Consider the following 19,098-nt stretch of genomic DNA (forward strand, 5'->3'; position numbering starts at 1 on the left):
CTTCAAAATACAATAGCCCCTATATGGCTTAATAAAAAAAGAGGCTGCCTCAAAAATTGCTTTTGAGACAGCCTCTTCTTTTTTTAAAATCCTGCAGTGTCGCCCTAGTAGCTGAAAAAAGTTCCTGTACTGCTTTAACGTTTATGGGTTTTGGGGCTTGCCCAGTTACCAGAAACGGTATAACTGTTGCTTACAGTGAGAAACAAGTCGCGGAAACCCATAAACTTTTGAACCATGAGCTGGAGGATGGCCGACATAAAGCATATTCCCCGCCTGCTGAAGGGCGCCTTCGCGGAGCTGATGGCCAATGACCCCCTGCGCATGGCCGGGGCCACGGCCTTCTTTACCACCTTTGCCCTGCCGCCGATCCTGCTCATCATCATCCAGGTGCTGGGACTGGTATTCGACCCCCGCACCATCAGCCGCGAGCTGCTGCAGGAGCTGGAAACCGTCATCGGGCCTGCCAGCGTCCGGCAGGTGATCGGGGTCCTGATCGCCTTCCGCCGGATGTCGCAGGACTGGCTGCTGACCTCGGCAGGCTTCCTCTTCCTGCTCTTCGTGGCCACCACCCTGTTCCGGGTCATCAAAAGCTCGCTGAACCAGATCTGGAAAATACGCCTGACCGGCAAGGTAAGTTTCGGCCAGCAGCTGCGGAGCCGGCTGGTGGCGGTGGTGGTAATCCTGGTAACGGGCGTGCTGTTTGTCATCACCCTGGTGGCCGAAGGGGCACAGGCCTTCCTGGGATCGCATGTATCAAAATTTTCGCCGCTGGCGGCCATTTACCTGAACAGCGCCCTGAACTATGTCATTTCCCTGCTGGTCGTTACGGTCTGGTTTGCCCTGCTGTTTCGCTATTTGCCCGATGGGCGGCAGGAATGGAACGTTACCCTGACGGGCGCCTTTGTCACCGGCCTGCTGTTCAACATCGGTAAACTGCTGATCCGCTGGCTGCTGAACCGGAGCAACATCTCTTCCATCTACGGGGCGTCCGGCTCGATCGTGCTGTTGTTGCTGTTCGTGTTTTACTCCTCGCTGATCCTGTACTACGGGGCTGCCTTTACCAAGGTCTGGGGCACCTACCGGCGCAAGCCCATCAAGCTGCTGTCGCATGCCATCCACTACCGCCTCGTGCAGGAACCCTATTAATTCCACTTTGATTAACGGCTCGAAGGTTTATTGAACATTACGGAAAATACCAGGTAACAAGCTCCGCGGCGGGATGACCTGAAGTTCGTTGCGGCACAGCACTTCCCGCGCCTTGGAAACGCTCACTTCCAAGCATTGCGCCCAGCGTTTGGCCCCTATCCGGCGCACATCGTCATTCCTGCATCGCCTTTAGATGCACTGGGCAAGACTTTCAGCTAAGCTATGGATGCAGGAACATTTAACACCTTTTCCTCGCATGATACGCGCTGCGGCTGGCTTCCAGTTCATTAAAAAATAAGATATATAAGAAAGAACTGCTGGAGTTCTCGGACAAATTAATAATGCTCAATTAGCTATGGCCCCCGAAAACAGCCAAGGCTTTTAAAGAATCATAAACAAACCACAGTAGACCGAAAAATAAAAAAGGTTTACCGCTTTAAGCAGCAAACCTCTTCAATAACTATCTTTTGGGACTTCTACCGTAGACAACTCCCTAACTAGGCCCGCAGCCACCTTATTATCAATAACTTAAAAAAAACAGAAAACAGGTAAAGGTTGTTCCAATATCACTTAAAAGAACTTCTAATACTGCTCACAAGCATCCATTCGATCTTACAATCCTCTTTTTTCTTGTTTATCCAACCATAATATTTTATTAATTTATCATTTTACTTAATCTAATTTTTTTTAAAAACTCGCCTGTTAACAGACAAATGCAAAATACAATTAGGCTAGATAAAAATGGAATGAATACCAGCTCCACAAAATTTATTCCCTTAAATAAATGCTGAGGAAGGAAAAGAGCCAAGAGTAGAATAACCATTGGATTAAGCACAAAAATAGTCATTGTGTTATTTCCAATGAAGCCTATCAATTTACTTAGCCAAAAACTTTTGATTGTCATTGGGTACTGAAGAAGCGAAATGCAAAATAAAGAAGAACCAATTAATACCCCCGGAGTGACATAGGGAGAATGATCAATATTATAATGCCGAAGTACATGAAATTCTAAAAGAATTAAAACAAGTGCAGCGGAGCAAACTACAGGTAACCTTCTCACATGCCCGCGAGCTGTTGCTATTCCAAGTAAGACATAAGGCAGCCAAAAAACAAAAGGAGTATCACTAAATTTCTTTAATAATGGAGGGACTGAAGAATATCCCCACCCCCATAAAATATAAAGAAAAATCAACAGGATTACAGTAAAACTTCGTAATATCTTTTTAGAATACACAAATCTTATAAATGGAAATAGTAATATTAATTGAAAAAGAATTATAAAGAAATATTGTCCAGCCCAGCCAAATCCCGTAAAATGAGTACTGATGAATTTTTGTGGAGTAAGTGTATCCCATTTAACTAAATAAATGAAGTAAATAGAGCTCCAAATAAGAAAAATTCGAAACAACTGGATAAAACGCTCCTTTAGATATAGCTTGCGCTGAGCATCATCCTTTTTAGCATAAGACTTTTCAAAAAAATACGTCCAGATGAAAATAAAACAGGGAACGGCAAATCGAAAAAGGTAAAGTAAATTTTGACTTATAAACGAAGTTGCCCCCATAAGATAAGAACCATGAATAAATACAACACCAAAAATGGAAATAACCTTAATAAGGTCAGCAGTTACGGATCGGTTCATAAGGCAAAAATACGAATCAAGATGGCTATTCAGCCAAAAGCTTGATGAGTTTGCGAAAGACTCTTCATGAATAACTTGTTAATTAGAAGTGCTTACAAACTACACTACTCTATCACAAGCCTTGATTTTAGTCAGATTCTCTATACGATAGGCATCCCTACTTAAGGACCTGCAAAATGCATTCATAATCAAAAGCCGCCCCCCCAAAACAATCAACCTTATAATAAGCAGGCTTTCCCAAAAACGGTCGCTGTTGTACCTTCGGTCAATGGGCAACCGTTCCGCATTGGTGGAATGAAAACTCCTTGCCATGAACCTCTATCCAAGGTTTACAGCAAACAATCCGATAACTCGGACAGGTCGATCTTTTCCAGGTAGGGCGACAGCTTGGCGGTTTCCTCGAAGGCGTTTACCCAGATCACCTCGTTCCGCTCTTTTAAAAAGAACAGCTCAACGTAAAAAGATTCCAGCTGGAACAGCGAAATGGCAAAACTTGTGGTTTCCAGGTTCATCAGGTACACGGCAATGGTATCGAGGAGGACGCGTTGCTCGAATTTGGAAAGTTGCTGGAACTGCCGGAAGGTCATAACACATGATTTTAAGGGTGGTAAAGGAACATTCGGAACAAGGAACGTCCGGATCAACGGCTGAAACCGGTTCGGCCGCCTACTCATTGGTCGTGATTCCGGAAGGAATGGGAACAACCGAAAAAACGCGCCCGGGCCAGAGCAAATACGTAAGGGCGTGCAAAAAGCGTTATTACCTGGAGATCGACCAGGAAACAGTCGAACCCTTGTAAAGGCAGGCATTCTCCGGGGAACGGGCGCCGATTTCGTTCAGGCCATCAGGAAACTGGTCCACACTTTTAAAACAAAAACCTCCCTGCCGTGAAATGCATCCTTGCCGTATTATGGGCCATGGTTGCCAATAACGCCCTGGCGCTTCCCGCCCGGATCACCCCTTTTATCCGAATTGACCAGTTTGGCTATTCCTGCAACAGCCGCAAAGTGGCCGTGGTAGCGGATCCCATAAAGGGATACAATGCCCGGGACGCTTATACCCCGGGCACCGGCGACGGCCAATACCAGGTACGCCGGTGGCAGGACGATGCGGTGGTTTTTACCGGTACCCTCCACGCATGGAACGACGGGGGCGTACAGGAGCAAAGCGGCGACCGGGGCTGGTGGTTCGATTTTACCAGCGTGTGGCAACCCGGAGCCTACTACATTTACGACCTCCAAACCGGCATGGGCTCGTACCGCTTTGAAATCGACCGGGACGTCTATGTGCAGACCCTGAAACAAGCCGGCCGGATGTTTTTTTACCAGCGGTGCAATTTTTCCAAGTCGCCGCCCTACGCGGATCACCGCTGGACCGACGCGGCAGCTTTTGAAGGCCCACAGCAGGACCGCCAGGCCCGGAGCCGGTGGGATAAAAACAATCCTGCCACCGCGAAAGACCTGAGCGGCGGCTGGTTCGATGCCGGGGATTACAACAAGTATGTTCCCTTCACCGTGGAACCGCTGACACAGTTGCTGGAGGCCTACCGCCTCCACCCCTCTGTTTTCACCGACCATTGGGAGCTGCCCGAAAGCGGTAACGGCCTGCCCGATATCCTGGATGAGGTCAAATTTGAGCTCGACTGGCTGATCCGGATGCAGGAGGCCACCGGCACCCATGGGCTCCTGCTGAAAGTAGGCGCCGATACCTGGGAGGCCGCTTCCCCTCCCAGCGCGGACCGCAACAAGCGGTACTACCTGCCGGAATGCACCTCCTCCACCCTGAGCGGGGCGCTGGTATTTGCCCTGGCGTCGGTGGTGTACCGGGAGTTGCAGGATGGGGCGATGACCGCCTATGCCGATGCATTAAAAGCTCGTGCGGTTCGTGCCTGGAACCGGGCGAAGGTCACTACGGCCGACTTCACCGGCTACCAAACGGACTGCGACGACGGGGACATCCGGGCAGGGGATGCCGACCAGGATGCCGACTGGCAACGACAATGCGCCCTGGCCGCGGCCGCCTACCTGTACGAAGCCACCGGGCAGGCCGGCTACAAAACGTTCGTGGAAAGCCAGTTCAGAAAAGTGGAACCGGTGCTTTCGGGTTGGTGGGGCCCCTACCTGCTCTTTGTGCAAAAGGCGCTCCTGCGCTACGCACATTTGCCCGGCGTCTCCCCGGCGGTGGCCCTGGAGATCCGGGAAAGCAAGCAGAATACCGGGGTGGCGATGGGTTTGACCGAATACAACGATGCCCTGGACCTCTACCGGGCGTATATGCCGGATGCACAATATACCTGGGGCAGCAATAGGACCAAAAGCGCCTGCGGCAACCTTGCCCTGGATTATGTACACTTCGAAATAAACGGCCCGTCCGCCCCCGCATATATCGAACTGGCCGAACAATACCTCCACTGGCTGCACGGTGTGAACCCCGAAGGGATCGTCATGCTGAGCAACATGTATGCCTTTGGCGCCGACAGCAGCGCCAACGAGCTCTATCATTCCTGGTTTAGCGATGGAACGGTGTATGATCGTGCACGCTCGTCCCCAAAAGGCCCGGCGCCCGGCTTTGTGACCGGTGGACCCAACCGGGATTTTTCCGTAAGCAAAATAGTTCCGCCCTATAACCAGCCGGCACAAAAGGCTTACCGGGACTGGAATACCCACTGGAACGGCAGCTTTAATGAAAACAGCTATGAAATCACCGAGCCGGCCATTTACTACCAGGGCATGTACCTCCAGTTGCTGGCATCCGTGATCGACTATGGAAGGAGAAACTGCGCGGCAACCGGCCGGACAGGGCCGTCAAAACTGCTTCAAAAAACGGGGCCAAAAGATAGCCCGGCCAGGCCCTTGCATCAGATCTTTTTTAGCCATTGTTCCGCCTGTTCGCTTCCGAACTGCCCCTGCCTTTTCACTTTTTCCAACAGGGCCTTTGCCTTCAGGCGGTCGCCCTCCCGGTCCCGCTTGATCAGCGCCACGGCCTTATAAAAATAGCCTTCATTTACCCTGAGGTCCGTAAAACCCGTCAGCACGTCGAACTGCCGCACCGCCGCATCGTAGCGGCCGGTGACCAGGTACACCAGCCCGAGGTTTTTGACCGCCTCCGCCGCGTAGAGCCCGTGTCCCTGCAGGGCCGTAAACACCCGCTCCGCCTCGGGATAATTTTTTTGGTTATAGGCCGCTATGCCCGTTTGCAGGCTGTCGCCCGCCCCCATGTGAACGCCCAGCGCCTGCAGGTGGGCGTCGATGTAGCGGTCGGCCAGCTGTTGGGCCGAAGGCTGCCGCAGGAACAACAGCCAGCCCAGCGCCAGCAGCACGCAGGCGGCTGCCGCCGCTTTCAGCCAGGTGGGCAGGCGGCGCACCCTTCCGGCCGGCGGTAGCTCCTGCCCTTCCCGGGGCGGTGCGGCGGCCTGCCCCGCCGACAGCTCGGCGTACCACTGGCGGTGCTGCTGTCTTTTTTGCTCCTGCAGCTGCTCTTTGAGGGCCGCCCGGGCCGAAACGTAAAAGGCCACTTCGTCGGCGAAGCCGGGATCGGATTGGCAGCGCTGTTCAAAGGCGGCTCTTTCCGCCTCCGTCAGCCCGCCGCTGAAGTAGCGTTCGATATAGGCTAGTGTGTCGCTCATGCTATGGGTTGCGGTGAAATACCTTTTCCTTTAACTTTTCCAGGCAACGCAGCCGGCTGGTCTTGACCACGTCGGCGGAATTATAGGCCATCACTTCGGCGATCTCGCGGTCGGAATAACCGTCCTCGAACAGCAGCAGCAGCTGCCGGCATTTCTCGCCCAGCTCCGCCAGCTTCTCCAGCAGCGTGGACCGCTGGTGCTTTTCGGTGAGCTGCTGGATCACGTTGCGGGCCTTGTCGGGCAGGGCAAACAGGAACTCGCTGATGCCGGTGGTCTTGTGCACCACGTTCTTTTGCGTCGTTTTCCTGCGCACGGCGTCCACGCACTTGTTCAGAAAAATCTGGTAGATATACGACTTGAGGGAAGACCGGCTTTCGAACCTGCCGGTAAGGATGTTGTCGATCACGCTGATCACCGCGTCGGAATAGGCGCTGGCCGCTTCTTCCTCGGATATAGAGTATTTAAGGGTGCCCTGCCGGATGAGGTAAAAGTAACGCTCATACAATCCCTTCTCCGATAACAGGCGCCGGGAACCGCCCGCCTGTAACCCGTCGATGATACTGTTCTCTTCCGGGGAGCCTTCTTTTACCTGGGAGTCCATATGGTTTGCGGTGAATTAAGGTAGTTGAGGACATTAAATTACAAAATTAACCGTTGCCGTTCCGGTACAAATTAGCGCCCTTTCGGCCGAACCGCAAACCGGGCCGCAACGGTTCTTTTCCCGGCCGGTCCCGGTACCGCTTACGGCAAATAGTATCCTGCCGTTTTTCGGTTATGCCTGCCTGTTTTCCACCGGGATCTACCTACAGGTCCTGCAGCCATTGTTCCGCCTGTTCGCTTCCGAACTGCCCCTGCCTTTTCACTTTTTCCAACAGGGCCTTTGCCTGCAGGCGGTCGCCCTCCCGGTCCCGCTTGATCAACGCAACGGCCTTGTAAAAATAGCCCTCGTTCACCCTCAGGTCGGTAAACCCCGTCAGCACGTCGAACTGCCGCACCGCCGCATCGTAGCGGCCGGTGACCAGGTACACCAGCCCGAGGTTTTTGACCGCCTCCGCCGCGTAGAGCCCGTGCCCCTGCAGGGCCGTGAACACCCGCTCCGCCTCGGGATAGTTTTTTTGGTTATAGGCCGCTATGCCCGTTTGCAAGCTGTCGCCCGCCCCCATGTGAACGCCCAGCACCTGCAGGTGCTCCTCGATGTAGCGGTCGGCCAGCTGTTGGGCCGAAGGCGGTTTGAGGAACAACAGCCAGCCCAGCGCCAGCAGCACGCAGGCGGCTGCCGCCGCTTTCAGCCAGGTGGGCAGGCGGCGCACCCTTCCGGCCGGCGGTAGCTCCTGCCCTTCCCGGGGCGGTGCGGCGGCCTGCCCCGCCGACAGCTCGGCGTACCACTGGCGGTGCTGCTGTCTTTTTTGCTCCTGCAGTTGCTCTTTGAGGGCCGCCCGGGCTGAAACGTAAAAGGCCACTTCGTCGGCGAAGCCGGGATCGGATTGGCAGCGCTGTTCAAAAGCGGCTCTTTCCGCCTCCGTCAGCCTGCCGCCGAAGTAGCGTTCCATGTAGTCTGATCGATTGTCCATATGATTGATTGCGGTAAAACACCTGTTCCTGAATGTGAAGCTCCCGGTCGCCGGCGCTGCCGGCTCCGTATTGTGGCTTCATTTATTAGTCGTTTTTGGAGAAAAACTGCGAACAGGGAACTGCAAAAAACCTCAGACTCCCCCGGCACAGGGCGCAGCCCTGTGTTCCCGGGGAAATGGTCGCTTTGCCCTGAAAGGGCGTAATATGTGGTTCGGCCTAACATCTGCCGCTTTCCTTTGAAGGTCTTACGCCCTTTCAGGGCTACTCGCTAGAGACGTTCCTTAACACAGGGCTGTGCCCTGTGCTGGGATATTACGGCCTTTCAGGCCTGTAGGAAAAGGTACTGGTTTGGGCACCCCTCTCCACATGGAGAGGGGCCGGGGGTGAGGCCGTTACCTCGCCTTATGCAGGCAGTCGGCCAGGGGCGAAAGGTCGATTTTATGGAGGTAATGGGCCAGCTTCGAAAGATCCTCGAAGCTGTTGATCCAAATAATCTGGTTGTTTTGTTTGAGGAAGAACAATTCGATATAAAAGCCGCTCAGCTGGTGCAGGGCTATGGTAAAGCCTCCGTTTTCCAGTTGCATCAATGGGGCACCGTCTTTCAGGACAATGGCTACCTGTTCCTCCCTGGAAAGCGAAATAAATTGATTCAGCGTCATAGAAAAAGGATTTTAAGTAACCCCTGTTGGCACACGGCAGCCTATCGGTTGCTTCCGCGTCCTTCCGTTCGTCGGTCCTCCTTATCTTACCAAATGAATATAAACATTTATATACAGGTCAAAATAATCCGATCCGTGTCCAACCGGGAAATGGTTTCCAAATCAAAGGCAGAGGCAAAATCGTTAGAGATTTGATTCGTGGAGAGAGCCCGTCACCTTCCTTGTAAAAGCCCTTCTTCTGAGCACAATCACTGTAAATTTAACGCTATCTTATGAATTTTATTTTAATTCTGAAAAAAGAAATACAGGCAGGCCTGTTGCCATGCAGGCCCCCGGCAGCCGTCCCCTCCATTGCCCTTTAATCCCCTTTCGTTCAACAAGTTAAGCCCAAAAAGCCCTGCATTTCCCGCCTAGCGGAAATCCTGCTGTCCCTGGTGCATCAGGAACAGCCGGGCACAGGCCAGGGCATCCGACAGGGCGTCGTGGTGGTTCAGCTCGATGCCATAAGTAGCACACAGCAGGCTGAGCTTGCTTTTGTACAGCCGGTAGGTGCAGTGCTTCTGGAAAGAGGGAGCGGCGATGCCGTAATATTCCAGCGCTTTGTGCAGGCAGCTGACATCGAAGGCCGCATTGTGCGCCACCACGTGCTGGTTGCAGATATAAGGCGCCAGCCGGGGCCATACCTGGTCGAAGGTGGGCGCCGTCCGGGTCATGGCGGGGGTAATGCCGTGGATGCCGATGTTCATGGACCAGTAATCGTTGCCGGGAGGCTGCACCAGCAGGTTGATCTTCCCGGTTATTTTTCCTTCCTCCACCCGTACCAGCCCTACCTGGCAGATGCTGTGGCGGTAGCCCTGGGCGGTCTCAAAATCAAGCGCTGTAAAAGTAGTAGACATAGGTTTGTACGTTTGCCCGGTTTGGGGGCCGGGCGGCAAAGTTCCGGGTTTTTGCAGCTGCCGGGACGATTTTATCGCAAAATAACGGGGCTCCCTGTTAAAATGGGAGTATTTTAGCGCCGCCGCTTTTACAATTAGCGGTTTCTGTTTACGTTTGGCAAGTAACTAAGAATCACTATGGGATTATTCGACTTCTTTAAAAAGAAAAAAGAAACTACACCCCCGGAAGCGCCGCAGGAGCAGCAGCCGCCGCAGCGGGTGCAGCCGCAACCGGTACCGAAGGAAACCGTGCCCAAGGGAAATGTATTGAAGACCGGCCTGCAGAAAGAAGAACCCGCAAAAAAACAAACCGGCCTGGCGGAGGAAGAAAAAATCAGGCTGCTGGACCGCCTGTTTAACATCCCCCCGGACCAGCGGGACGAACAATGGCAGGAGATCGTGTCCACCCATATTGCGGAAGCGCCCTTCCGCGCCGGCGAGCCCAAGGTAATGCTGGGCCCCGACAACTTCCCCTACTTCGTACTGCAGCTGCCCGAAGCGGGCGCCCCTTTTGAAAAATTTACCATCACCTCCATGAAGGATGAATTCCTGCTGGAAAAGGGTTTCGGAGTGGTCATCAACCCGAGGGGAAAAGGAGTGGAATGGGTGTTTACCTATGGCGATATCGTGAATTTCCACCTCACCGGGAAATTCTTTTCGCCCCGCCCGCAGGCGGCCTCGGAGGAAAAAGAGGTGATCCAGGAGGACGAACAAATCCTGGTGGCCCAGCCGTCGGAATCCTATTTGCCGCAGCAGGCAAGGGCCGTGCTCCGCGAACACCTGGTGGCCCACGGCTTCAACGACCCGCAAATATTCCTGATGGTGCGCCAGAAGCCCGGAGGTGAAGTACAGGAACTGGCCTTCAACCTGGCGCAGGACCAGTTTCCCTCCCGGGAACAACAGGCAAAGCTGATGCGCAGCCTCGGCTGGTTCCTGCCCCGTCATTACAGCTTTGTCTCCTTCGCCACCAATGAGGGGCTGGAGCAAAACTTTATGCCCTTGTAAAGTTTACGGGTTCACGAGTTTACAAATTCACGAGTTCCGGGCCCGTTTGGCGGGTCCGGAAGTTAGCCGGGGACGTTGGGCCTGTTCCTTAGGGCAAAGAGAAAACGATTACCAACGGGGGCAGGCACGCTCGGCGGCAAAGATGTTTTTTACCGGGATCTGTTTCAGGTAAGGCGCCAGCAGGTCGGTGGAGCTGAAGGTCCGGACCCGGGAAATTTCGTGTGTGCGTCCCCGGTAGAATACCTCGATATAGATCCCCTCCAGCTGGTACAGGGCCACTTCACAAAAAAAGGTTTTACGGGAAGCGATGGGAACGGCCTGATCCAGGAGGAGTTGGATGGGGTTTTCGGCGCCGTTCCGTTTTAATTCTTTGAATTCCATACCACCAAAGTAGATACTCTTGAACAAAAAACAAAGCGGCCAAAGTCAGTTTTCCCGCTGATTTTAAGCCGCTTACTTATGTAACTTTTTGCAATCTGAAAAGAAAACGGGCCCGCTCCGGTCGTTTCTTCCCGGCGCTTGCAGCTGCCTCCTTTTTGCCCCGGCGCCGCAAATAAAAAATTTAAAGCTGACCTTGCCCGCCTTATATTAAAAAAATCCCCCACCCTTTCGGAAGGGAAAAAAAAGTGAAAAAAAACCCTGGGCGCCGCCGTTGGGCGCTGCCGTTATACCCCGGATTTCGGCCCGGATCCCGCAGGGTTGCCGGCCTGCTGGGCCAGGGGTCTGGGTACCGAGGCAAACTCCAGCAGGTCGCGGTTCAACTGCGCCCGGTGGGTATAAAACAGCCCGTGCGTAGCGCCTGCATACACCCGGAAATCCGCTCCCCGGATCATGGCGGCGGTGCGCCGGCTGCTGGCATCGATGGGCACCGTTTTATCGGCATCGCCATGGATGATCAGGGTGGGCAGGGTGACGGCCTGTACATCGGTACGGAAATCGGTATGCGCAAACGACAGGGCGCACTGCTGCATCGCCCAGGGCATCGCCTGGGCGCCCAGGTGGCGGTAGTATTCCAGCAGGGGCGTGCTGACCGGGTGCTTCAGCAGGTTGACCCCGAAAAACAGCTTGCCCCAGTCGTCCAGGAAACCGATGCGGTCCTCCTGCATATTGGTCATCATGTCGGCAAACACCATGGGATCGATGCCCTCCTTGTTATCGGGCGCCTTGGACAGGTACGGCAGCACAGAGCTGATCAGAACAATCCGGCCTACCCGGCCGGCGCCGTAGCGGCTCAGGTAACGCACCACTTCGCCGCCGCCCATGGAAAAGCCTACCAGCACGGCCTCCTTCAGGTCGAGCTGCTCCAGCACGGCATGGAGGTCCGCTGCCAGCGTATCGTAATCGTAGCCCTCCCAGGGCCGGGAGGAAGCCCCGAACCCGCGGCGGTCGTACAGGATGCAGCGCAGCCCGCCGTTCACCAGGTCGGGCACCTGGTACTCCCACATTTCTTTGCTCAGCGGCCAGCCGTGGAGCAGCACCACCGGCCGCCCCGACCCGTAGTCCTCATAGGACAGCTGCACCTGCTCCCCTGTCGCCGCCTCTTTCGTGGTAATATAGTTCATGGCTGATTCTTTGAGGTATTGCATCATTGCAGTCCTTGTACCAGAAAAAACGTTCCAATATTCCTTTTCTAATTCCGGCCTTCCTAAGTTTGGGCTGATTTCCCGCGGCCCGGCAGCCTCCCGGCCGGAACGCTCCCTTATTGAGGACCCAATGCAAAAACTATGGATGCAAAAAAAGACCTCCGCCTGGCCGTACTGATCGATGCCGACAACGTTCCCCTCTCGAACATCAAGGAGATGTTCGAGGAAATCGCCAAATACGGCACCCCCACCTTTAAACGTTCCTATACGGACTGGACCAAGCCTGCCGCGGCCAGCTGGAAAAAGGTCATGAACGAAAATGCCATTACCCCTATCCAGCAGTTCAGTTATACCTCCGGCAAAAACGCCACCGACAGCGCCATGATCATCGACGCCATGGATATCCTGTATACGGGCAAGGTGGACGGCTTCTGCATTGTTTCCAGCGACAGCGACTTCACGCGGCTGGCCACCCGCCTGCGCGAAGCCGGCATGAAGGTGATCGGCATCGGCGAAAAGAAGACGCCCACGCCCTTCATCGCCGCCTGCGAAAAATTTATCTACCTCGAGATCCTCAAAGAAGAAGCCCAGGAAGACGCCAAGCCGGCGCAGGTCAGCAAAACGCCCCGCGCCGCCCGCCCGCCCCTGACGAGGGTGGACAATGCGCTGATCCGGCTGCTTACCGACTCCATTTTCGACCTGGCGGACGAAAACGGCTGGGCCTTCCTGGGCGAGCTGGGCAGCCTGCTGCTCAAAAAGCAGCCCGACTTCGACCCCCGCAACTACGGCTTTGCCAAAATGCTGCACCTGATCAAAAGCATCGAAGAGTTCCAGGTGGACGAACGGGATACGGGCAAGAACAATATCAAGCACGTGTATGTGCGGACGAAGTAGGAAAAAGGAAGTAGGAAGTAGGAAAAAGGAAGTCCGAAAGTCCGGAAGTTGGGCCCATGGAAAATTTTGAAGGCTGGGCCGTCCCAAAATGTTCCCGGTTACGACTAATACTCTGCAGTCTTTCAAAACTTTTATTCAATTTCGTAAACCAATTACCCACCAGGGCGAACGGCTTCCGGACGATCCGGCTTCCCGACTTTCGGTCCTTCGGACTTCCCTCGTCCCTACAAACCCAAAACAGCACTATGAACATATTGATCTTCAACGGGTCGCAGGACAGCCACCCCTCCAATACCGCGGTCCGGCTGGCGCACTGCTTCCAGGAACTGATCGAGGAGCAGGGCCATACCGTCACCCTGTTCCACCTGTCGGAGGCGGGCATCCCGTTCCTGAACCTGCGCAGCGAACACATTCCCGGGGAGGTGCTGCAGATGGTCCATGCCTTCCGCGAAGCGGACGCCCACATCTGGCTGGCGCCGCTGTACCACGGCAGCATACCGGGGGTAATGAAGAACTGCCTCGACTGGCTGGAGGTCAGCAGCCACGAGCCGGAGCCGTACCTGACCGGCAAGGTGGTCGGCCTGCTGTGCTGGTCGGGCGGCCTGCAGGCGATGCAGGGCATCAATACCATGGAGGCGGTGGCCAAAGCCCTGCGCGCCTGGGTACTGCCGCTCTCCCTGCCCATTGCCCGCGCCGGCCTGTTTGACGAAGAACAAAACCTTTCGCCCCTTTATAAAAGGAAGCTGGAACAAATGGTGGAACTGTTGCTGGCGCAAAAAGTAGGCGTCCGAAAGGACATCCGGGAGGTATAAACCGCCCGGACGGGCCCGCCGGCCCCAACAGCTTACGAATCAACCCCTTACCGCTTGCGGAAAATATTTTCCCAAAAAATCAAAAAAGATATGGCTGCAACGGCCCGGCGTCCTATATTTGCACCGCGAAGTAGAGCAGCGGTAGCTCGTCGGGCTCATAACCCGAAGGTCGGGAGTTCGATCCTCCCCTTCGCAACAAAAGATATAAGCCTCCTTTCCGGGAGGCTTTTTTTATGCGATAGCCCGCCGGGCTCATATCCGCCAGAGGCGGACGGGAGTTCGATCCTCCCCTTCGCAACAAAAGATATAAGCCTCCCTTCCGGGAGGCTTTTTTTATGCGATAGCCCGCCGGGCTCATATCCGCCAAAGGCGGACGGGAGTTCGATCCTCCCCTTCGCAACAAAAGATATAAGCCTCCTTTCCGGGAGGCTTTTTCATTTTACAGCGATAGCCCGCCGGGCTCATATCCGCCAGAGGCGGACGGGAGTTCGATCCTCCCCTTCGCAACAAAGCACTTCCCCCGGTATACCGGGGGATTTTTTTGCCCTGCCGCTCAACCTTTTACCGCCTGCATTGTTTTACCTGAAAACCCCAGCCAAACGGTAAAAAACGTACTGCCCCGTCCCCCGGCGGTTACCTGCTGCTGCGGAATTCGTTATGAAAACGCTTAACTTGCCACTTTCCACTATGATGATCCAAGAATCCATTCATTCAACTTTTGCATTCTCGGTTCTCGACCAGTTGCCCGATGCCATCACCTGGGCCCGCCCGGTGCTGGACGGCACGGGCGCCGTAGTAGATTTCGAGATCGGGTATGCCAATAAAGCGGCCGACGCAGGCGCCCATCATCCCGCCGGCTCGCTCACGGGCCTCCGCGTGCTCCGCGATGGCCTCCCCTCCCCCGAACTGGCGCCGGCCTGCTTCCGGCAATACCTGGAAGTGCACCAGGTGGCCGAAAGCCGGGAATTCTGCCTGCTGGCTGCCCCTAGCCTCCGGGAAGTTATCCGCCAGCCACTGGATGGCGGCGTCCTGAGCACGAACCGCGGCCGCCAGGCGCAACGGGAAGCCAGCCTGCAGCTCCAGGAACAGCGGAGCCTGCTCGATAACATCCTGAAACATTCGTCCAACGGCATCTCCGTGGGCGAAATGATCCGCGATGCCGACGGCCGCATCATCGACATGCAAACGGTGATGGCCAACGAGGCCGCCGCCACCCTCACTGGCCTGCCCCGGAACACCGTCCTTTCCCAAACCGGGTCGGAACTGGATGCGCACTTTCCCCAGTCCGACTTTTTCCAGCGCTGCATCCGGTGCATGGAAACCGGGGAGCCCTTTATTGCACAGTATTTTCTCGCCTCCTCGGGCAAGTGGCTGGAAGTATCGGTTTCCAAAATGGATGAAACCCACCAGATCTACATCTTTACCGATGTCACCTCCATTAAAAAGGCCCAGCTGGACCAGCAAAAGCTGGTGGAAGATCTCCAGCGGTCGAACGCCAGCCTGGAGGAATTTGCCTACGTGGCTTCCCACGACCTGCAGGAGCCGCTGCGCAAGATCCGCTTCTTCTCGGAACGGCTGAAAGCCGGCCTCGACCTCCCTCCCGGGCACGACAGCCACCGCATGCTGGAACGCATGGAAGTGGCCACCATCCGGATGAAAACCCTCATCGACGACCTGCTGGCGTTTTCGCAGGTAAGCTCGAAGCCCACGGCCCATAGCCCCGTGGACCTCGGCGACGTGGTGCACCAGGTGCTCCAGGACCTGGAGGCGGCGATTTCCGAAACCGGGGCCGTCCTCCACGTCGATCCCCTGCCCCGGATCGCCGGCGACGAGCGGCAACTGCGCCAGCTGTTCCAGAACCTTATCGGCAACGCGCTGAAGTACCGCAAACCCGGCGTTCCCCCCGAAGTAACGGTCTCCTGCCGGGCGGCCGGACGGAACGACCCCGGCGCACCGGCAACGGGCGGAACCGCCGACGGACCCTGGCACCGGATCCAGGTCACCGACAACGGCATCGGCTTTGACCCCGAGGACGCTGAAAATATTTTCAAGGTATTCCACCGGCTGCACGGCCGCTCCGAATACGAGGGCACCGGCGTAGGCCTGGCCATCGTACAAAAAGTAGTGCAGAACCACGGGGGCCATATTTCGGCCATCGGCGAACCCGGCAAGGGCGCCACCTTTCGCCTGCTGCTGCCCGCCACCGCATAAAAAAACAGGGCGCACCCACCGGTGCGCCCTGTTTTTTTATGCGGCTTTCTATTTTTTTACAAAAACTTCAGCACCTCTTCACCGATCGCCTCGGTACCGAGGATCTTGTCGGCCGGGGTGGAAGCATCCGCGATGTCGCGGGTGCGGAAGCCGGCCTTCAGCACCTGGTCAACGGCATTGATCACGGCTTCGGACTCCTGCTTCATGCCGAACGAGATGTCGAGCAGCAGGGCGGCGGACAGCACGGAAGCCAGCGGGTTGGCAACGCCTTTGCCGGTGATGTCGTGGGCCGAACCGTGGATGGGCTCGTACACGCCGGTGCCGTCGCCGATGGAGGCGGAGGCCAGCATACCCATGGAGCCGGCGATCTGCGAAGCCTCGTCGGTGAGGATGTCGCCGAACAGGTTGGCGGTCACCACCACGTCGAAGCGGCGGGGATCCTTGATCAGCAGCATGGCGGTGGCATCCACAAACTGGTGTTCCACTTCCACGTCGGGATATTCGGGGGCGATCTTCTGGATCACCTCGCGCCACAGGCGGCTGGTTTCGATCACGTTGGCTTTATCCACCGAGCACAGCTTCTTGCGGCGGGTGCGGGCGGCTTCAAAGGCTTTGCGGGCAATGCGCTCCACTTCGAAGCGGCTGTATTCGGCAATGTCGAAAGCGGTATCGCCGTCGTTCTTGCGGCCTTTTTCTCCAAAGTAGATGTCGCCGGTCAGCTCGCGGAAGAACAGGATGTCGGCGCCTTTGAGGATCTCCGGCTTGATGCTGGAAGCACCCAGCAGCTCGTCGAACAGCTTGATGGGACGCAGGTTGGCATACAGGCCCAGCTCTTTACGCATTTTCAGCAGGCCCTGTTCGGGACGCACCTTGGCGCTGGGATCGTTGTCGTACTTGGGGTGACCCACGGCGCCGAACAGCACGGCATCGGAGGCCCGCATTTTCTCCAGCGACTCGTCCGGCAGGGGGTTGCCGGTAGCTTCGATGGCCACGTGGCCGATCAGCGCTTCGTCGTAGGTAAACTCGTGCCCGAATTTAGCGGCAATGCGGTCCAGGACCTTCTTGCCTACAGCGGTTACTTCCTGCCCGATACCGTCGCCGGGAACTACCAGGATGTGTTTTTTTGCCATTGATTTCTATTTGTTATATGAAAATTTGCAATCAGACCGCGAATTTGAGCCAATTCGACGAATTGAGACGGGCTGAGCAGGGATTTTTTTTGTCCGGGCTGGGGCACGGCGAAAATAAAAAGCCTGGCATTTTATTGCCAGGCTTTTACTATTGATAAAAAAGTTGCAGGAAGGCCCCCTAGCTCATCAAATTAAGCATCTTCTGGGTGGCTTTGATGGCGGCCACGGTCTGGTCGCTGTCGAGGCCGCGGGTCTTGAATTCCCGGCCGTTGTGCTCCCAGGTGATGATGGTCTCGCAGAGGGCGTCGGACTGGCCGCCGGGCGGGATGCGTACGGCGTAGTCGGTCAGGGCCGGCAGCTCCAGGTTTTTCAGCCCGTACACTTTTTTGAGGGCATTCATGAAGGCGTCGTACTGGCCGTCGCCCTGGGCATGTTCTTCGAAGCTTTCGCCGTCGATGGTGATCTTCAGCGTTACCGAAGGCCGCAGGTTCTTGGAGTGGGTGAGCACGTAGTTCTCGATCTGCACCCGCTCTTTGATGGTATTGCTGTCGAGGATGTCCGAAATAATGTAGGGCAGGTCGGCCTGGGTCACCACTTCCTTGCGGTCGCCCAGCTCGATGATGCGCTCGGTCACCTTTTTGAGGTCTTCGTTCGACAGCTGGATGCCCAGCTGCTGCAGGTTGTTCTCGATGTTGGCCTTGCCGCTGGTCTTGCCCAGGGCGTAGCGGCGTTCGCGGCCGAAGCGCTCGGGCATGAGGTCGTTGAAATACAGCTTGTTCTTTTTGTCGCCGTCGGCATGGATGCCCGCCGTTTGGGTAAACACGTTCTCCCCTACCACCGGCTTGTTGGCCGGGATGCGGAAGCCCGAAAAAGTTTCCACCAGCTTGCTCACCGAGTAGAGCGAGCCTTCCACCACGGAGGTCTTCACGTCTTTTACATAGTCGTTCAGCACGGCCACTGCGCTGGCCAGGGGGGCGTTGCCCGCCCGTTCGCCCATGCCGTTGATGGTGAGGTGCAGGCCGTGCACGCCGGCCTTGACAGCCGCCAGCACGTTGGCGATGCCCAGGTCGTAGTCGTTGTGGGCATGGAAGTCGAAGTGCAGGCCGGGGTAGCGGTCCACCAGCTCTTTGATGAAGGCGTAGGCTTCTTCGGGGATCAGCACGCCCAGGGTGTCGGGCAGCAGTACCCGTTTGATGGGCTGGGTCTGCAGGAAGTCGATGTACTGGAGCACATATTCTTTGGAGTGGCGCATGCCGTTGCTCCAGTCCTCGAGGTACACGTTGCAGGCGATGCCTTTTTCGGCAGCCAGGGCCACTACGCGGGCCACGTCGGCAAAGTGCTGCTCGGGGGTTTTCTTCAGCTGGTGGGTCAGGTGGTTGAGCGAGCCCTTGGTGAGCAGGTTCATCACGCGGGCGCCGGCCTGCAGCATCCAGTCCACGGAGGTGTTGCCGTCCACGAAGGTCAGCACCTCGATGCGGTCCAGGAAGCCCTGCTCTTTCGCCCAGCCGGTAATTTTTTTCACGGCCTGGAACTCGCCTTCCGACACCCGGGCGGAGGCGATCTCGATGCGGTCCACTTTCACTTCGGTGAGCAGCAGCTGGGCGATGGTCAGCTTTTCGGAGGCGGAAAACGACACGCCGCTGGTTTGCTCGCCGTCGCGCAGCGTCGTATCCATGATTTCAATATGCCGCTGCTGGGGTTGCAGGCGGGAAGCGTCCCTGGTCAGGGGAGAGTCGGTCAGGCACTGGTCCTTTGTCATCGGTGCTGGGGAATTAGGTAGTGGGAAAACGCGTGAACTGTTTTAACGACCATGTCCTGTTCTATGAAACGGCCGGGGCGGATCTCATAAAAACAGGACATGTTCTGTTAGGGGCAACGGAAGGG

16 protein-coding genes and 1 tRNA gene are annotated in these 19,098 nt (G+C 56.0%); 7 read left to right on the forward strand and 10 right to left on the reverse strand.

From position 1 onward, the window contains the following. The first annotated feature begins 234 nt into the window (after positions 1–234). Positions 235–1,146: a YihY/virulence factor BrkB family protein gene (locus V9K67_RS17430; RefSeq protein WP_336724573.1), complete on the forward strand. Its 912-nt coding sequence runs from the start codon at positions 235–237 to the stop codon at positions 1,144–1,146. A gap of 655 nt (positions 1,147–1,801) precedes the next feature. Here the strand turns inward: V9K67_RS17430 and V9K67_RS17435 are convergent. Together V9K67_RS17435 and V9K67_RS17440 are read right to left on the reverse strand one after the other, a co-directional pair. Then, complete coding sequence (locus V9K67_RS17435) at positions 1,802–2,788, reverse strand: acyltransferase family protein (RefSeq protein ID WP_336724575.1); 987 nt, start codon at positions 2,786–2,788, stop codon at positions 1,802–1,804. Positions 2,789–3,117: 329 nt separating this feature from the next. Beyond that, positions 3,118–3,375 (reverse strand): hypothetical protein, encoded by a 258-nt coding sequence (locus V9K67_RS17440; RefSeq protein ID WP_336724576.1) that lies wholly within the window; start codon positions 3,373–3,375, stop codon positions 3,118–3,120. Positions 3,376–3,675: 300 nt separating this feature from the next. On the opposite strand from V9K67_RS17440, the gene V9K67_RS17445 reads away from it, so the two are divergent. After that, entirely contained in the window at positions 3,676–5,778 is a 2,103-nt protein-coding gene (locus V9K67_RS17445) for a glycoside hydrolase family 9 protein (protein WP_336724578.1), read from the forward strand. A gap of 636 nt (positions 5,779–6,414) precedes the next feature. Here V9K67_RS17445 and V9K67_RS17450 read toward each other — a convergent pair. The 4 genes from V9K67_RS17450 to V9K67_RS17465 form a co-directional block, all read right to left on the reverse strand. Then, positions 6,415–7,014: an RNA polymerase sigma factor gene (locus tag V9K67_RS17450; RefSeq protein ID WP_336724581.1), complete on the reverse strand. Its 600-nt coding sequence runs from the start codon at positions 7,012–7,014 to the stop codon at positions 6,415–6,417. 202 nt (positions 7,015–7,216) lie between these two features. Next, positions 7,217–7,984, reverse strand: a complete 768-nt coding sequence (locus V9K67_RS17455; RefSeq protein WP_336724583.1) for a hypothetical protein — start codon at positions 7,982–7,984, stop codon at positions 7,217–7,219. Positions 7,985–8,377: 393 nt separating this feature from the next. Continuing rightward, positions 8,378–8,644, reverse strand: a complete 267-nt coding sequence (locus V9K67_RS17460; RefSeq protein ID WP_336724585.1) for a hypothetical protein — start codon at positions 8,642–8,644, stop codon at positions 8,378–8,380. Positions 8,645–9,054: 410 nt separating this feature from the next. Further along, a complete protein-coding gene (locus V9K67_RS17465; protein ID WP_336724588.1) occupies positions 9,055–9,540 on the reverse strand; it encodes a 3'-5' exonuclease in 486 nt (161 codons plus the stop codon). A 177-nt stretch (positions 9,541–9,717) separates the two neighbouring features. Between V9K67_RS17465 and V9K67_RS17470 the strand changes: the two genes are divergently transcribed. Then, a complete protein-coding gene (locus tag V9K67_RS17470) occupies positions 9,718–10,584 on the forward strand; it encodes a hypothetical protein (protein ID WP_336724590.1) in 867 nt (288 codons plus the stop codon). Positions 10,585–10,692: 108 nt separating this feature from the next. Here the strand turns inward: V9K67_RS17470 and V9K67_RS17475 are convergent, their stop codons facing one another. Both V9K67_RS17475 and V9K67_RS17480 read right to left on the reverse strand, forming a co-directional pair. Continuing rightward, a complete protein-coding gene (locus tag V9K67_RS17475; protein WP_336724591.1) occupies positions 10,693–10,965 on the reverse strand; it encodes a hypothetical protein in 273 nt (90 codons plus the stop codon). A 284-nt stretch (positions 10,966–11,249) separates the two neighbouring features. Beyond that, positions 11,250–12,146 carry an alpha/beta fold hydrolase gene (locus V9K67_RS17480; protein WP_336724592.1) on the reverse strand — a complete coding sequence of 299 codons (897 nt, stop codon included), beginning with the start codon at positions 12,144–12,146 and terminating at the stop codon, positions 11,250–11,252. 162 nt (positions 12,147–12,308) lie between these two features. On the opposite strand from V9K67_RS17480, the gene V9K67_RS17485 reads away from it, so the two are divergent. The 4 genes from V9K67_RS17485 to V9K67_RS17500 all read left to right on the forward strand — a co-directional run bounded on the left by V9K67_RS17485 (position 12,309) and on the right by V9K67_RS17500 (position 16,084). Further along, the gene (locus tag V9K67_RS17485; protein WP_336724594.1) at positions 12,309–13,061 is read left to right on the forward strand and encodes an NYN domain-containing protein; all 753 of its coding nucleotides are present in this window, start codon (positions 12,309–12,311) and stop codon (positions 13,059–13,061) included. 245 nt (positions 13,062–13,306) lie between these two features. After that, entirely contained in the window at positions 13,307–13,873 is a 567-nt protein-coding gene (locus V9K67_RS17490) for an NADPH-dependent FMN reductase (RefSeq protein ID WP_336724597.1), read from the forward strand. A 124-nt stretch (positions 13,874–13,997) separates the two neighbouring features. Next, positions 13,998–14,069: transfer RNA gene (locus V9K67_RS17495), tRNA-Met, on the forward strand. Between the two features lie 491 nt (positions 14,070–14,560). Then, positions 14,561–16,084 (forward strand): sensor histidine kinase, encoded by a 1,524-nt coding sequence (locus V9K67_RS17500; protein ID WP_336724600.1) that lies wholly within the window; start codon positions 14,561–14,563, stop codon positions 16,082–16,084. A 56-nt stretch (positions 16,085–16,140) separates the two neighbouring features. Here V9K67_RS17500 and leuB read toward each other — a convergent pair whose 3' ends face one another. Together leuB and V9K67_RS17510 are read right to left on the reverse strand one after the other, a co-directional pair. Beyond that, positions 16,141–17,214: a 3-isopropylmalate dehydrogenase gene (gene leuB / locus V9K67_RS17505; protein ID WP_336724602.1), complete on the reverse strand. Its 1,074-nt coding sequence runs from the start codon at positions 17,212–17,214 to the stop codon at positions 16,141–16,143. A gap of 178 nt (positions 17,215–17,392) precedes the next feature. Then, complete coding sequence (locus V9K67_RS17510) at positions 17,393–18,973, reverse strand: alpha-isopropylmalate synthase regulatory domain-containing protein (protein WP_336724603.1); 1,581 nt, start codon at positions 18,971–18,973, stop codon at positions 17,393–17,395. Positions 18,974–19,098: the final 125 nt, after the last annotated feature.

The organism is Huijunlia imazamoxiresistens, assembly GCF_037132455.1.
Lineage (GTDB): Bacteria > Bacteroidota > Bacteroidia > Chitinophagales > Chitinophagaceae > Flavisolibacter > Flavisolibacter imazamoxiresistens.

Coding starts and splice junctions, on each gene's coding strand:
- V9K67_RS17470 (WP_336724590.1), top strand. CDS start 9,718: ATGGGATTATTCGACTTCTTTAAAAAGAAAAAAGAAACTACACCCCCG.
- V9K67_RS17465 (WP_336724588.1), bottom strand. CDS start 9,540: ATGTCTACTACTTTTACAGCGCTTGATTTTGAGACCGCCCAGGGCTAC.
- V9K67_RS17485 (WP_336724594.1), top strand. CDS start 12,309: ATGGATGCAAAAAAAGACCTCCGCCTGGCCGTACTGATCGATGCCGAC.
- V9K67_RS17430 (WP_336724573.1), top strand. CDS start 235: ATGAGCTGGAGGATGGCCGACATAAAGCATATTCCCCGCCTGCTGAAG.
- V9K67_RS17455 (WP_336724583.1), bottom strand. CDS start 7,984: ATGGACAATCGATCAGACTACATGGAACGCTACTTCGGCGGCAGGCTG.
- V9K67_RS17480 (WP_336724592.1), bottom strand. CDS start 12,146: ATGAACTATATTACCACGAAAGAGGCGGCGACAGGGGAGCAGGTGCAG.
- V9K67_RS17490 (WP_336724597.1), top strand. CDS start 13,307: ATGAACATATTGATCTTCAACGGGTCGCAGGACAGCCACCCCTCCAAT.
- V9K67_RS17475 (WP_336724591.1), bottom strand. CDS start 10,965: ATGGAATTCAAAGAATTAAAACGGAACGGCGCCGAAAACCCCATCCAA.
- V9K67_RS17435 (WP_336724575.1), bottom strand. CDS start 2,788: ATGAACCGATCCGTAACTGCTGACCTTATTAAGGTTATTTCCATTTTT.
- V9K67_RS17500 (WP_336724600.1), top strand. CDS start 14,561: ATGATGATCCAAGAATCCATTCATTCAACTTTTGCATTCTCGGTTCTC.
- V9K67_RS17510 (WP_336724603.1), bottom strand. CDS start 18,973: ATGACAAAGGACCAGTGCCTGACCGACTCTCCCCTGACCAGGGACGCT.
- V9K67_RS17460 (WP_336724585.1), bottom strand. CDS start 8,644: ATGACGCTGAATCAATTTATTTCGCTTTCCAGGGAGGAACAGGTAGCC.
- V9K67_RS17440 (WP_336724576.1), bottom strand. CDS start 3,375: ATGACCTTCCGGCAGTTCCAGCAACTTTCCAAATTCGAGCAACGCGTC.
- leuB (WP_336724602.1), bottom strand. CDS start 17,214: ATGGCAAAAAAACACATCCTGGTAGTTCCCGGCGACGGTATCGGGCAG.
- V9K67_RS17450 (WP_336724581.1), bottom strand. CDS start 7,014: ATGGACTCCCAGGTAAAAGAAGGCTCCCCGGAAGAGAACAGTATCATC.